Source organism: Paenibacillus sp. MABNR03, assembly GCF_050455445.1.
GTDB lineage: Bacteria > Bacillota > Bacilli > Paenibacillales > Paenibacillaceae > Paenibacillus > Paenibacillus xylanilyticus.
On sequence record NZ_JBCIYR010000001.1, the window covers coordinates 1356977 to 1372693 of the forward strand.

7 protein-coding genes are annotated in these 15717 nt (G+C 44.2%); 1 reads left to right on the forward strand and 6 read right to left on the reverse strand.

Annotated features, from left to right (window positions below):
* Positions 1 to 267: 267 nt before the first annotated feature.
* Positions 268 to 750 carry a hypothetical protein gene (locus AAIH57_RS05825; protein WP_430020901.1) on the forward strand — a complete coding sequence of 161 codons (483 nt, stop codon included), beginning with the start codon at positions 268 to 270 and terminating at the stop codon, positions 748 to 750.
* A 758-nt stretch (positions 751 to 1508) separates the two neighbouring features.
* Here AAIH57_RS05825 and AAIH57_RS05830 read toward each other — a convergent pair.
* The 6 genes from AAIH57_RS05830 to AAIH57_RS05855 form a co-directional block, all read right to left on the reverse strand.
* Positions 1509 to 7850, reverse strand: coding sequence for an S-layer homology domain-containing protein (locus AAIH57_RS05830; protein WP_430020902.1), 6342 nt, complete (start codon positions 7848 to 7850; stop codon positions 1509 to 1511).
* A gap of 18 nt (positions 7851 to 7868) precedes the next feature.
* Positions 7869 to 8750: a carbohydrate ABC transporter permease gene (locus AAIH57_RS05835; RefSeq protein WP_175398606.1), complete on the reverse strand. Its 882-nt coding sequence runs from the start codon at positions 8748 to 8750 to the stop codon at positions 7869 to 7871.
* Positions 8750 to 9727, reverse strand: a complete 978-nt coding sequence (locus tag AAIH57_RS05840) for a carbohydrate ABC transporter permease (protein ID WP_430020903.1) — start codon at positions 9725 to 9727, stop codon at positions 8750 to 8752. The genes AAIH57_RS05835 and AAIH57_RS05840 overlap by 1 nt, the downstream gene beginning before the upstream one ends.
* A 42-nt stretch (positions 9728 to 9769) precedes the next feature.
* Complete coding sequence (locus AAIH57_RS05845; RefSeq protein WP_430020904.1) at positions 9770 to 11161, reverse strand: extracellular solute-binding protein; 1392 nt, start codon at positions 11159 to 11161, stop codon at positions 9770 to 9772.
* A 171-nt stretch (positions 11162 to 11332) separates the two neighbouring features.
* Positions 11333 to 13795 (reverse strand): hypothetical protein, encoded by a 2463-nt coding sequence (locus tag AAIH57_RS05850; RefSeq protein WP_430020905.1) that lies wholly within the window; start codon positions 13793 to 13795, stop codon positions 11333 to 11335.
* A gap of 136 nt (positions 13796 to 13931) precedes the next feature.
* A complete protein-coding gene (locus AAIH57_RS05855) occupies positions 13932 to 14969 on the reverse strand; it encodes a LacI family DNA-binding transcriptional regulator (protein WP_430020906.1) in 1038 nt (345 codons plus the stop codon).
* Positions 14970 to 15717 lie beyond the last annotated feature (748 nt).

The window sequence follows — 15717 nt, forward strand, 5'->3', positions numbered from 1 at the left end:
ACGAACTTGTACCGATAAAATAAAAAAGCCGCTAAAATAGCGACTTCAAAGGAACCATGTTCTTGTCCCTCGACACAAAATGATAATTTACGGGATAAAGATCTTCAATTGATAAAACGTTGTGCTTAGTTAAATGAAAAAAATCAATTCCTATTTTATGTATAATTAAAAGATACATTACATCATTAGATCCCTCTCACGGAGGTGAATTTTCGGAAAATAACTATTAAACAGTTGGTTTAGAATTACTAATTAAGGAAGTGACTTATGAGAGAACAGAAACGTGTTTTAATTGGTGGAATTATAGGAATCGTAATTGCTATCGCTGCATTGGCTATTTATTATGTTGTTTCCTTAAATACGACCTTTCAAAAGGCTGTTCTTGACGAGGTCGACAATGTTGACAATGCTTATCTGCAGATCGTTCGTGTCCCTAAATCAACCGAGACAAACGAAGATGTTTTAACACATATTATGGATATGAATGGTTTCCAGGAAATTTCAAATCAACTATCAGGTCTGGAGCTAAAGAAAGTAGATAGACCCATTAATGATAGTAATTCGGCCTATACCTATACCATCTACATTCGAAACAAGAGTGATAATTCGGAAGTAGTGAGCTTTGGGATTGATAATAGTAAACAAATTACAATTGGTAATAGCAAAGGTTATCAAAGATACGAAGTAGCTAACTCATTTGACTATGGAGCCTTCCGTGCCTCTGTAGATAAACTTCTTACTGAAAACTAGAACAAAAGTTATAAGTCATGGAGCATTGATTGGGCTGTCATTACAGCTTTAATACTAGCCTCAGCAATAACAGGACCAAAAGAGAGTTTGATCATTTACGGTATACTTCGTAAGTTCTCCATCCATTAAAAACATAAATTTTACAATCGATTTAACTTTAATCTTGCCTTCCCCAATAATATGTACTGAAGTTTCATCTATTTCATCAATAGAAAACTTCAATTTTGTTTTGCAGATCCGTCTGTTTTATCCGAATCTTTGAAATCATCATTAAGAAAGTGTTTATTACCTTCTTTAGGGCGTTACTCCATAGAAATGAAATGAGTCTGTTTCTTTTGGGTTTAACGCAAGCTCAATATTATACTTGTCTAACAAGTTGTAACCCACTAGGAAGTATAAATCTGGTTTTATTTAACATTAGACCTAAGCCTAAGATAAAAGAAAAAGACTCCGCTCTTTACGAGGAAGTTTTCAAAATTTACGCTTTAGCATGTAAAATCATCTAATTTTACCGATTAGGAAAAATCTTGTCTCACTTGTTGTACAATTCACCTGATTAAACTTCATCGGTTAATAATGCTCCACCAGCATAAGCCGTATGAACCTTTATAGGGTGAAATACGAGAGAACCTTAATTCATCAATTCTGTTTGGTTTATAAAAAAAAGCTTTGGCGTTAAATATCTACTACAAATCCCAGGCTAAGCTGCCTTTAACAAAACAGCCGATCACAAAGCAGATTATAGAGTTGGCCAGATTCTACTTTTCTAGGTTAGTCAGCAATCGGTAAATGACTGTCACCGCTTGCGCACGTGTGGTCTGACCTTTCGGGTCAAACCTACCATTTGGCATGCCTGTAATAAAACCACCCTTGCGAACAGCCTCTATTGCTGCCAAGGATTCCAATGAAAGATTCTTCAAATCAGCAAATTTCGTAGAAACCTCTTCCCCTTCAGATGGCAGCGTAACATTCAAATTGCCTGCAAGCCGATAAATCATTACGGCCATTTCCTCGCGGGTAATTGGCTCATTAGGACCAAAGCTACCATCTGCTTTCCCTCTAACAATGCCCAGCTTATGCGCACTTGCGATTGAAGTGCTATACCATGTGCCTTCTTTGATATCGCTAAATGCGGTTTTAGTGGATTCATCCAATAAATCGAATGTGGTCATCAACGTTTTAAGAAATTCTGCACGGGTTACTAGAGATGCCGGATTGAAATCTCCAGCTCCCGTTCCCTCAACAGCTCCTCTTGCAGCAAGGGCTTCAATGCCTTCCACAGCCCAGTTCACATTGATCAAGTCCTTGAAGGCAACGTTTACGCCAATTACTCCGAACATGCCGTTCTGCTCCATGTTAAACTCAAACATTTTTGTGGATGCATCATATTTACCGCCAACAATAGCTTGGGCTATACCGGCATCATTCAGTGTAAATGCAACCACTTGATGCCCTTTCATCGCTTCCTTCAACTGATAAGGCATGGCTAGTCTAAGTCCTTTTCCATGTAGTACTTTAGAAGAAATACTTTTCCCATCTGCTTTCACCGTGATGTTGCTGACTAAGTCTGCTTCAAGAAGTTTTCCAGCTTGTTTTGGCAACTGGCTTGGTTCGACGGCTTCAAAGACCACTCCCAGATTAGTGATGTCCCTAATCGCAGTTAGGAATTGATGAGGTATCGTCAACACGGTTGATCCCATTTCAATTTTTACACTGGTTAAAGACTTCGTAGTACTAAGCGTCTTCCACGGAAGCAAGGCTTCGACTTGTTGTATTTCCAAATCCTTTTGGATGACAATGGTTAACTTTCCGTCCTTCATATCCTCCAGCGCTGCTTTAATATCGCTGTCTTTGAGTTGAACTTTGACCTTACCATCTTTGCCGGTGGCAGCTGCTTTCACTTCGATTCTGCCTTGGCTCACGGTAACAGGCGTAAGCTCTTTCGGATCCGTAGGTGTAGGGGCTGGTACTGGAACTGGTGTTGGAGCCGATGGTGATGGGCTTGGAGTCGGTGTTGGTGTCGGCAGCAGTTTCAATTCAGCAATGGCAGAATCCAGCGCGAGAACCGCAGCATCAATGTCAGCCTGTGAAGCCGATCCGCTCGTCAACAATTGTTCGGCAGTGGAAATCTTTTCCGCTAAGTTCTGCCAGCTTGCCGCCGTATAGCGTTCTTGTTTCAATGCCCTTACTTCATTCAGCTTTGCTTGAAGCGCAGCTGTGTTTACTGGCGGATTTTCTGTAACCTTCAGGACAGTATACGTCTTCGTTGTGATTTGATCAGAACCTGTTAACGTCACTTTGTATCCTGTCTTCAAATCAATGGCCGACGTCAACCCATCAGATTCGTAAACCGCAAATGTCACACTTGCAGGAACGTTTAAACCAGTTTTAAGTTCATCCAGCGTAGTTGATTCCGGAACAACAATTTCCTTGGCCAACTGATCCACAGAACCGCCTGGAATGTTTATCCCGATAATCGTTACATTATGTTCTTCTATGGGCTCTAGGGCTTCAAAAGCTTCCAGCAACGCTTTGTACGCTGAATCGATATCTCCTTCGGTCGAAGCGTCATTATTGTACACATCACTAGCTAACTGCAAAGCTGTTTGCAACGTTTGCCATTGTTCTGGTGTGCCAACATAGTTTTCTTCGTTCACGGAAGGATCTGATGCAGCATCAATGGCCGCTTTCAGGCGGGACTTATCGTATTTGACATAAATACGAAGGCTTGCTCTTAGGTCGGTTCCTTCCACACTGCCAAGCACAACAAAATCAGTTGCAATGGATAGCTTGTTTTCAGGAATCTCATCCCATACTACATGAGCCAGCCCTTTCGTTTTGTCTTCATAGGTCACGGTGACTTGTGAAGGCAACTCAGGCATGACGTTGATGGTCGTATTAACTGATGCTGGCTCAATGGCTGTTATCGCTCCATGGTCCGTTTGAGGTGGTTCTTCCCCTTCAGGTTTGGCCGATATAGCACGCCATTCTTTTAAACCGGTGTACACCGAACTGCTTTGGTTTTTCATCGTAAATCGTAATTTGTCGGTCGTGACTTCATTAAAGGTGACTTGGTTGAATTTTCCCTTTTCCATTTTCTTCTCACTAAGTCCGCTAACCGCCACATACTCGCCTATCTCCTGATCCCAATACTCAAAGTCGTAATCGGCTGGTACCTGTACACCGCCTCCATCATCATAAAAGTACATTGAACTGCCAGACAGGGTCACAGGTGTTTTCCAAGTATACTCCACCCAATGACTTTGATTAGGCGATCCCCAGTTTCCATATTGCGTTTCAATCTCTGGGTTGCCGATGCTTCCAGGGACTAAAGGAATATACCCGTCATTCACCGAGTTCAAAGATTCCCATGCCGATGTATAAGAAGCACTTGGCGTAGCCAATAGGGCAGCATTACGGTAACGAAGACTCTCCTCAGCAAGGCGAACTCGATTCGTCATGGACTGCACTTCATCAAGCGTATAATCATCTCGCGCAAGCAGTTCCTTGGCTTCTGTCAATGCTGCCTGCAATGCCTGCCACGACTCCGGCGTGAAGTCATCGGCATTGCGGACAAGTTTGCCCTGCGGCGATATCCGATCTGCAAACTTAGCAATGACATTAGACAATTGGGCCGTCGCTACATATACCGTGATGGGCACTTCTACCTTCGTGACTTCTTCCCCGTCACTAACGCTCAACTCGTAGACGTATTCACCTACCGCGCCAAATGTCACATTCAATGCCGCCTGATCCAGTGTCTCTGCCTGCACTGCACCAGCATCACCTGATACTAGATTCCATGCATACGTCAAACGCCCGCTTGGCAGACCATCATCTGTAATTACTGGTGCCAACTTCAATGGAGCTCCTTGCTCTACGTTCACCGGCAGGTCTAGTTGCACTTTTGGTGCAAGATTCTCCGAAGGTGTAACGTTCAGATCGTTATTGTAGATTTGAATTTCCTTAATTCCTGTTGAATAGCCCGACGCATGCGTAAAATGGACTCGGATAGCCGATGTATTCACCGCACTGAATTCAACATTATTGTAATTTTCGGCCACATAATTTGGATAACGGAATTGTCCTTCTACAGGCTTCCATGTTGTGCCGTCCGCATCCAAGTATTCCACACCAAACGTTTGCGGAGCTGCATAGCCGTTTGGCCGCCGGTCATTATAGTAGTACACTTTTACGTTATCCACCGTTTGGGCTCCATCAAATTGAAACGTAACTGAATCCGATGGATTCGGCGATCCGCCGAATAACGCAGTATTCGAGGTATGGGTAATGGACGCAATCGTAGATCCATCTGCCAGTCTGTTCACGTTGGAATTGCTATGGATATAGCTGGATTCAACCGTAGTACCAGCTGCCGTTGCCAGGTTTACGCCGTTGTGCTCCACATCAACTCCTGCTTTATTGAACATGTCAACTGCTTTTTCATTGCCTACAAGTGAAGTATCGTCTGCCGAAGCTAGATTAACAGCGCTACCAATTTCATAAATGACGTTGGTGTTTGTGTTGTCTCCGACAGCACCTGGCACGTCACCGTCCGGTTTTTCTACCTTGCCCGTGGCTGTATCAAAAATGATATGCGACATTTCGTCCGTAGTCATGACACGTTCGCCATTGATGAACAATGAGTATCCCACAGGGATATCTTTGTAATATGGATCGCTATCGCTATACTTGGCCGGGTCTTGCCACACAATGGACAGATTGGCATCATGGTAACGCACATTGTCCACGGCGAAATGGTCATATTGTATATCCAGTGGCCATAGCTCGATTTTATCGTCCGCTCTTGGCTGAATGCCTGCCATATCTTCCATGACGGAATAATTCATCATGCCCAGCGTATCGTGGTGAATCCAGGCACGAACCATCTTCCCACTTGGGTTTGGCGGATTTTGCGGTGTCCAAGGCGTACCAAAGAAATAATCCTCCAACCAGAAAAACTCATTGGAATCCAGGTGATCGGTATTGCCTGGTTCAACCGTGTGTAACCAAGCACCCCAGTCAAACAACGTTTTGTACGTATCGCTGTTGATATTCTCCACGGGGTAATGGCGCAAGGAAGCACGAATCGTATTGATGTAATTCCCAAAGTTGCACCAAGCGAACTGGTCCGTTCCAAACGCGCTGGTCTCTCCATTCTGGAATGCTTCCACACGTTTCATGATACTGTGTTGATCTGCCGTGAAGAATGGGAAAATCGGGTAATAGTTCGGATCACCGTAATCGGATAATTGGGTCAAGTACTTGGATTCGTATCCTGCCTCCCCTTCTTTCGGCACTACACCGAAGTTAAACACAAACATATTGTTGTCACGCCATGGATTGAATACGTCTTGTTGGTTGATGACTTTTTTGTGCAAAAAGCTGCCTTCACCGTTCGTGTCAGCTTCGCCGTCACCATCAAAATCTGCTTCGTCGTACCACATGTTGTTCAGAATGGCGGTCCGAATTCGCTGTGCCACCTCTTCCATGCGCTTCGCGTTTGTGTCATCCCCAAGTTGTTCGTACATTTGCTTCGTGGCTACTGCGTTTGCATATGCTGTCGAGGAACCGTCCAAACGCGCATAGTTTCCGTTTCCTTTCCAGTGCATGGACACCGTGTCACCATCATTGCCGGTAATTGGTCCGTGATTGTAATAAACCAAATCAGGATTGGTTCCCCGGAAATGATTCAGTGTGCCCGTCACATCACTTGCTGAGAAATCAGCGAATTTTTTCAACACCTTTTCTCCGCCACCATAAATCTTGTACGCTTCCCAACCGACTTGCGAGGTATTTTGCATCATGTCCCATGTCCAGATATTTGGTCGCCCCGGATTGTTTTTGTAATTGGCATTTTCAGAATACTCGCCTTGGGCTAGCCAAGTCCCGTAGGCATAAGATGGATCTCGCAGCCACTTCAAATCTTGCAACACCCACGGAACACTAACTGTGATGCCGTTGTTATAACCCAGCACCCCTTCCATGTTCATCGGGAATTGCCAGTCGTTTCCGGGAATGTTTGCTTCCAGCAAGTTGAAGCGATTGGACCACCAACGGTAATACAGAACCTTCTTCACATTTTCGTCTGGAATATCGATGTAGGGGATATTTTGTGCCCACCATTCGTTGTATTCCTTCACCTGATCATTGAAAGCCTTTTCATTATTACTAGCTTTAAATTCAGCATACTGTGTTTTCGATGCTGGGATTTCTTCCGCCAACCAGCCCATGACCACTTTCTCATCCACCGATGTGCCTGCAGGGACCGTAATCTCTTTCACCAAATCATTGCCAACAGGCATCATGCCATTTCCGCTGAGATGAACGTCAACATGGGACATCGCTTCCACATATTTTTCTCCGGCACGTCCAACCATAATTGGGGCAGCCACCCGTTTGCCGATCAATTCATCTCCCTCAGCTTCGGTTACAAATGGAGATTTGACAGTCATCGTTAACGTAATTGGCGCATTACCGTTATTGGTTAACTTCAGTAGCGTAACTGCACTGTTAGAGGAGGTGATAAATTTGCGCTGGCTAATGTCGAGCCCGCCACTTTTGTAGGTTTGGTCAGCATGGCTAGGGTAGTTTTTACGAGCAGCCTTGTCTTCGACAACGGCTCCCGTAGAAAGTGTAATGTTGTACATCGTATCTTTGTTCAGGGTATCCGCATAATGTACGGTCCCGACAAAACCGAGTTGCCGGTTATTCTGCGTTTTCATATACAGCGCGCTTCCCCGGCTGAAGAGAGTGTTGGCACTGCCATCATCATTGTTATCGTCTGGGATGACACCCTCGTTAACCAGCAACTTATCGAGCCATGGTAAGTCTGCATGATCTGCAGCGAATTGGTCAAAATCAAAATCTTCAATGGCATTCATCATTTGACCGACAGTTTCCTGACTGAAATCCACGGGCTCGCTTACGATCTGATTATTCTTCCACGTTGCATCACCATAATCGGTACCTACGCCTTCATGAATAAAGTCTGTCGTATAGTTCGCCGATGCAGGTATGATGCCTGTATTCAAGGTTACGACGGTGGCCAAAGCGGCCACCCACATTTTTGTTGCCCATTTCCTCTTCTTTTTCGCCATTGCTTCGTCTCCTCCTTATTAACCTTTAATTCCCGTCAACGTAATGCCTTCAACGAAATATTTGTTGCCGATCAGGAAAAACACCAGGCAGGGAAGTGTTACGATGAGTGCAAGCGCCATGACCTGCTCATAGTTTGGAATACGCATTCCGTTCACCATGTACAAGCCCATAGGCAAGGTATAATCAGCCTCGGTTTTCAGATAAATCATGGTGTAGAAAAATTCATTCCAACAGTTAATAAAACTGAACAATGCAACAACGATCATGGCAGGACGAATGAGCGGCAGCATGATCCGGTAATAGATGCGGAAATAACCCGCGCCGTCGATTTTAGCCGCCTCACTCAGTTCGGCAGGGATTGTCATAAAAAATTGTCTGAGCAGAAAAACGAAATATGCATTGCCGCCTGCGCAGAAAAAGGCTGGAATAATAAGAGCAGGTTTGCCTGCAAGCCCGAGCGATGTATATAACGAAAATTGTGGAAGCAATGTAACTGCACTAGGCAGCATCATACTGCTGATAACCAGCACAAACCAGGCGCCGCGCATGGGAAATCGTAATTTGGCAAATGCGTATGCTGCAAAGCTGGTTGTGATGACGGTGCCAATGACATACGGAACAACGATGGAGACCGAATTCCATAGCTGCCGCCAGAACTGAATCCGTTCCAGTCCTAGCCTGAAATTCTCAAACCCAAGCTCCTTTGGGAAAAATACAGGCGGTCTGGCCAATATTTCCGAATGACTTACCATTGCGCCACGTAACAGCCAGTACAATGGAAAAGCAAAAATTAATGCAAGCAGGAGAGATAACACAATCAAGCCAAAATGAATCGCTCTTCTTCGGTTTTTAGCCTTCTTGATGCTCGTATATTTCATCGGTGCAGGTGCCGTCTCCATTATCTCACCCACTTTCGTTTGCCCATAGCATCATCACGTTTGAGCGCGCCTTGAAAGTAAAACAACACGCCCGTAATCACCAAAGTAATCAGAAATACGATCCAAGCTTCGGCCGATGCTAAACCTCGCATGCCCACTTGTACAAAAGAATGGTCGTAGATCATGACGTTGATAAAGTATGTCATTCGGTCAGGCGCGCCATTTCTCGATAACACCACACTTTGGGTGTAAATCTGGATTGACGTCATCATACACATGATGAGCTGAAAAAAGAGTACGGGTTTAATCGTTGGATAAGTTACCTTCAAAAACTTATGCCAGGCGTTGCCTCCGTCCATCTCAACGGCTTCCAGCAATTCACCAGGGACGTCTTGTAACGTGGCGATAAATACAACAATTGTCCCGCCGCATGTCCACAGACTCATAATAAACAAAGTGTAGAAAATCTGAAGTGGATCGTTGAGAAAATCCCAAGGCGGAATGCCCATTTGAAGTAGAATCCAGTTGACGAGCCCGCCTTTGGCCTGATTTTGCAATAGCATCTGCCAAACGATCGTTGTCGCTAGCATCGGTATGACGGATGGGAGAAAGAAGATAGCTCTTAGCAAATTTCTCCCAATAAACTTACGGTTCAACAGCAAAGCAACGGTCAGGCAGAACACGATAACGAGTGCAACGTTTACAAAAGCATAAACCAGCGTAACCGTAATCGACTTTTTAAATTCAGAGCTCGGATTGCTGAAAATATACCTGAAGTTATCTAGCCCAATCCATTCCATGACCTGACTGCCGCTCATAATCGTAATTTTATGAAAACTGTAATATAAACTGGCTAGCATTGGGTACATCGTCAGCACCAAAAATCCGATGATGGCTGGGGCAGCAAAAAGATATCCGGCAATGGCCTCTTTGGTGGCACCTTTGGCAATTCTTCTGCCAGGAACGGTTTCTGAACCGATTTTGCGTTCTGGATTCATAAGCATAGCCTCTCTTTTCGAATTCAAACTTCCTTCCTCTGGTTAGGAAACCTTGCCGCTTTCCCACAGCGACTTGATTGCCGGCATAATTGCATCATAAATTTCTTTGACACTTTTCTGGCCAGATAATGCCTGGTCAATCGACTTTTCGTATTCTGTGTTCATTTTTAAATAAGCCGGAACATAATACGCTGGCCATTGGATAATGGCACCCTCGGTCGTAGCATAACTAAGGATGGTTTCCTTCGCACTTGCTGGTAGTTCGGCGGTCCATTTATCAATTAAAGCTTGGTCTGTATACCAGTCCGCCTGATTGGGCAGCCATGCTCCGCTTTTCAGCAAATCTAGGCTATTTTCTGGGTTAACCATATAAGCGTAGAATTTTTTGGCTTCCTCGATATGTTTGGAAGTATTGTACACTACGAGTGGAGCTCCAGCATTCATGGTCACTGCTTTCTCCATTTTCGGGAGCACGCCTACGCCAATATCTTCATTGCCTTTGATATTTGCTAAATCCCAGGATCCGCTCACAGCCATAGCATATCCCCCACTTAAGGCATCCACAGCGGAGCCTATTCCAGTACTCCAAGTGTAGCTAAAGGCAGAAGCAACTTTGTCTTTGTTCACAAGATCAGCCAGTTTTTGAATACCTTCTGTCGTTTGTGGCGAATCCCATTGAAACTCTTTTCCATCCGGGGATACAATGCCTCCTCCATTGGCGTTCGCTGCCCAGAAATGATGAAATTCACGCCCTGCCGTAAAACCAAGACCGTAGTTTTCAGTCAATTCAGCATTAAAGCCAGCATCGGCGGCTGTCTTACCACTCGAATCCTTGGTTAGCTTCTTAGCATTGGCAACAAAGGTATCCCAATCCCAGGCGTCTTCAACCTTGGTAGGTGGATATGAAACGCCCGCCTCATCAAATTTCGATTTGCTATAGAACAACAGTTCCATTTGGTTGGACAAGCCTACACCAATAACTTTCTGTTCAGGTGTATGGATAGTGATTGCAGGAAGCTTCTCCGGAATGCTTCCATCCGCAAGCAGGTCGGAAATGTCTTCTAAAATGCCCATCTCATTATACTTTTGAATGTCAGCTTCCCCCATGTAACTGATGTCCGGCAATTCTCCGGACTGAAGCCTCGTCTGGATGAAGGTGTCGAATGTGCCGTCTGCCGGCAACACCTGCGCATTAATTTTCACCCCGGTGTCCGCCGTATATTTTTCTGCAGCGGATTCTACCAGTTGTTTCTGTACGTCATCGCCCCAATACAATAACTCAAGGGTGATGCCCCCAGCGGATGTATCCCCGTTACCCGCTGCTGCATTTTTGGCATTGCCAGAAGTGTCCGAATTGCCAGAACAACCTGCTAGCGTGGAGAAAGCCAAGGTTAATGCGAGAGACAGAATCAACTTGCGCTTACCGAACCTCATGTTTGTTTCCTCCCTTTTTCAATGCTATTTATTTCAAGTCAACGAATTTAATCGTTTAACTTAAAAACATGGTCTTGTTTCAATCCGGACGTTTATATGATACTTCTCGTGGGCCAAAGCCTGTATAATCTCTGTTTTAGAACGAATGGTACTGCCGAGTTTATAGAATGGTCATAGGCAAGCGGAAAACTTTCCATGTTCCAGTCGAATGCTCTTTTGCAAAGTTCCTTGAGGAGCTCTGAAATCTAAGTCTTCTTCACGGAATACGTACCTAGATGGGTACGCCGCATAACTTTTCACGGTCCAGCCATCATGCTCTTCTGTGACGAATCCGTTGACACATTTTAAAATGCCTTCTCCATCCCGATAGAGGTACGTCGTAGTTCCAAACCCCAGCAAATAAGCTACTAATTCTTCACCCATATCCCAGTCATCTCCCGATACATCGGAGAACAAAGCGGCAAACAGCGGATCGTCTGCTCCCACGAACACCGATTGTCCGAAACGATTACGCGACAACTCCGGCATGTTCAAGTTGGGTGCAGATACACTATACGTCGATGCGGCTTCACCTTGCTCCAGCCTTCGCGGGGTGGATCTTACGTTCCAGTCATAGCAATGAAAGATTGCCATCGTAGAGCGATAAGCTGCTTCCAGATATTTCGGGTCACCGAGATGTTCATATGCAACAAGTGCCGATGATGCGGCTAACCCGCCCCATAAGGAATGAATCATTGGAGACAGTGCTTCCCACCATCGATCCGGATTCTGCAGCCTATAGTCGTTGCTGAATCCGATATTCGCCAAAATAAGCTGACCATATTGTGAAGCCTCGTCAATATGCCCAATAAAACATAATGCTGTGCACGTTGGACCAAACCCGGCATTATCATAAAAGTGCTCTGTAACGGCTCCGCCATAGTGCCGAACACCAATTTCCATTTCCCGACCAAAGCGATCCCATAACTGTCGTAGTTGATTATGTAATTCAGCATATCCTTTGTCTTTTAATGCTTGTATTAGTTCACGTATGTAAAAAATAAACACACCATTTAGACGCGATTCATCCTTTTCTCGCTGACCTGAATGGCAATCTGGATCAAGTCGCAAACACATGACTTCGGCGGCCCATTTCAAATACTCGGAAGGAGAATGCAGATGAAGTAGCTCTTCATCCATTTGTGATAATAGATAAAAAACATGTGCGATATAATCGAAATCGTAGATACGATAAAAATTACCGTACAACGGTTTCGGACGAGACAAATCACCTTCAATGAACCAGTGCACTTTCATATCCAACACTGCAGCTGCTTCCGCCTTCGCAACCTGCTCGGGAACAGGTGAAGACATCCCATTTTTCATCAATAAGAATGCCAATTTTCCCAGTGACTCACCTTGGTTAGATAACGGACGGAACGCATGGGGCCGATCCGCTGCCTCCCCACCTTCATAGCTATGTAATGCTAGCCATTCTGCTCGCTTTTCAAGTAAGGTATGAACAGGTTCAAGGACATTCCAAACCAGCATGTCACGACGTCCGTCCTTGAGTATCAACTCCAGTTTACGTTCTCCCGGTACGTCAGCAGGTAGGGTTACCATGAACTCCTTTTCAACGACAGGGTTACTAATTTGATTAGAGCCCAAGTCTAGTAACATAGACTTTTCTGAAGAAACCAGTAGTGTCGAGATATCCTGCTCTTCGATGCCATTCGCGTGTCCAGGCGCACTGTATAGCTTTAACGACCTTATTTCAAGATCCCTAGGCAGACGGACTGAGGCTGTGAATTGTCCGCCTTCAGGCACAACGGGTGTAAAGCTCCAGTGAGGATGTCCGAGAACCTTGCCTTGGTGGTAGAAATCATCCAGGTTCTGGAATGACACAAATCCGTACTCCCAATTCTCCGATTGCCCAGGCTTTAACGATAAAGAGTTGTAAGCGTCATTATATATCCAATCGGTAAGTACCAAATCTTTTAATGAGGACCCATCCTCCACCAAAGAAAGTCTGTGGTATAACAAGCCGTCCAAAGATGGAGAAACTTGTTCTAGAAAGCGGTTACAATACCGACAAAGAGAACCTAATGTGGATGTAATTCCTCTGAGCGTGTAGATTCCGAGATGAGGCCCTACGTTACTACGCCGTACAGCAGCAAACTTGGCAAAGTTCCCACCGATGTGCGTAAACACGGCGCAGGATTCCTGCATGTTACGGTACACATCTTGCGTTCTAAACATAATATAGGCGAGTGAAAACCAAACATGAAACCCTTGAATTTTAATACTCTCATCCGATTCATTGGTCAGTTTGATACCCCAGCGGAATTGATCGCCTTCGAGCAAATATGAAAACAAGATTTTGACCTGTACGTCTTGGAACTCAACGGTAACATGGTGTGTGCTATGTTTCGTAATATTGGGCTCAATCATCGGACTTTGAACAAGCCTGTCATTCAACTGCAAACTCCATTCTCCAAAGAGCTTATCCTCATCCTCTTGAAATCCAATCTCTCGCAAATAATGAGGATCTACTACCCAATTCATCTCATGGGGATCATCTTTCATCACCAATGACTGAACGGTACCACGTTCACCAAACTCGATCTTAAATTTTTCATTGCTGAGAATGGTCATCCAGATCACCCTTTCACCGATCAAAATTAAGTTAAACGTTTAAATTTTACTGAATAGAGAAACTTAAATTCCTCTATGATATTGCGAAGCCTACGTGCATTTTATGTATGGAAACTCGCATGCTCCTTTTTAGCTTTTAAGCTTCCAGCATCCGAACAGAATCGCGCTCAATCAAGCGGCATTCCGGCATGGTTAGGTTTTGAACATCTTCTCCATTGATTAGGCGGTAAAGGGTTTCTATCGCTAAATATCCCATCTCATGAAGCGGTAATCCCATTGTTGTCAGACGTGGGCTCAGGTAATCACTGAATTCCCTATCATCAAAACCAACTATAGAAATATCTTCAGGAACGCTAAGTCCCTTTTCCTTCGCGGCCTGAAGAACCCCGACGCACATAACATCGTTCATTGACAGGATTGCAGTGGGTGGATTATCCATGTCGAGTAGCTCGTTAGCGTACCTATAGCCAGAATCTCTTTCCCAATCCCCCATCTTTATTAAGGAAGGGTCAAACGGCAATTCAAAATCGGTGACTGCCTTGTAATAACCGTTTAATCGGCGTCTTGAAGGGATTGAATCCATTAAGCCACTAATAATGGCGATGCGACTGTGTCCCATTCTTACCAAGTATGACATCGCTTCATAGGATGCCTGTTCATCATTATACTGAATTGAAATATCATCTTGTGTATATCCGTAGGTGTATATAATTGGCTTACCTTCAACATTGATCAGACCTGTTAAGTCGCGAGTGTGAACTCCGATGTAGATGATTCCGTCTACCTGTTTACCAAGCAGCTCAGATACAGCATTGGTTGCATATTTACGGTATGCTTCGACGTCTTGAAAATTGCGGCCAATTCGTTTGTCGAGCCTTAAGTTGACTAGCAGGATATGAAGGTCATGATGGTCTCCAAAGTCGTTTATACCATCGATAATATCCGGAGCGTTAAATACAGTCACATCCTCCGTAATAACACCAATGGTGTTGGTACGATTACGTTTGAGACTTTTAGCAATCTCGTTCGGTTGATAATTCAATGCTTCGATGGCCTCCTGGACCCTTCTGCGCGTTTCGGGACGGACATTACGAGTGCCGTTAAGTACATAGGAGACTGTAGCGATAGAAACATTAGCCCTAAGTGCGATGTCCTTTATGCTGGTTTTTCTCATAGGTCTCTCCTGTCTAAGCATACGAACCATCGTTCAGTAGCTGTTTAAACGTTTAGATAGAAATTTGATAGTTGAATCTTACCTTACAATGACTGATTAAGCAATCGTTATTTTGGATTTTACTTCCACATTTTTTTGCGACTTTAGCTTTGATTATTCCATGACTAATCTCTTCGTTTATGTAGTAGGTTCTTACACTCAAATATTTCCAGTTTTGTTGCGCCTGCTCAACTGGCTAAAGCGATAAAAGAAAAAGTCGCTATAATAGCGACTTTAAAGGACAATATTTGAAATAATGAATGTGCTTATAACTTTACCCTGGCCTCTTTCTTCTTTGTACCTAATACCGATATAGTCATTTAATAGGTAAGATAATTGGTACAAATCCGTCTTTTTCGGCACAACCGCTGCTTCACTTCCGCATGAGTGTGATCTTGTTCTTTCTCCGATCCTTTTAAAAAGGCACCTTTAACCCACTGGGGAATATCTTTGGATAAAGTTTGAACCTTTCTACCTCCATTACTAATCTAAATTTTGAGGTGTTATCAAAAATAAAAGAGCGATCGGATAACGTTAATGCTACAGGTAAGTTACCGATCGATCGGTCATAGCGTTTTCGGATATCCTCTTCTGGAATATGATGTCCACCATTCCTTACTCGCATTTCTACTCGCTGGCATCCGGATCAATAACCTCTCCTAACTGATCGTTAAAGTTCCTGGTTAGTGTGCTTTTCCCTGCTCCATTT

Coding starts and splice junctions, on each gene's coding strand:
- AAIH57_RS05855 (WP_430020906.1), bottom strand. CDS start 14,969: ATGAGAAAAACCAGCATAAAGGACATCGCACTTAGGGCTAATGTTTCT.
- AAIH57_RS05835 (WP_175398606.1), bottom strand. CDS start 8,750: ATGGAGACGGCACCTGCACCGATGAAATATACGAGCATCAAGAAGGCT.
- AAIH57_RS05850 (WP_430020905.1), bottom strand. CDS start 13,795: ATGACCATTCTCAGCAATGAAAAATTTAAGATCGAGTTTGGTGAACGT.
- AAIH57_RS05845 (WP_430020904.1), bottom strand. CDS start 11,161: ATGAGGTTCGGTAAGCGCAAGTTGATTCTGTCTCTCGCATTAACCTTG.
- AAIH57_RS05830 (WP_430020902.1), bottom strand. CDS start 7,850: ATGGCGAAAAAGAAGAGGAAATGGGCAACAAAAATGTGGGTGGCCGCT.
- AAIH57_RS05840 (WP_430020903.1), bottom strand. CDS start 9,727: ATGAATCCAGAACGCAAAATCGGTTCAGAAACCGTTCCTGGCAGAAGA.
- AAIH57_RS05825 (WP_430020901.1), top strand. CDS start 268: ATGAGAGAACAGAAACGTGTTTTAATTGGTGGAATTATAGGAATCGTA.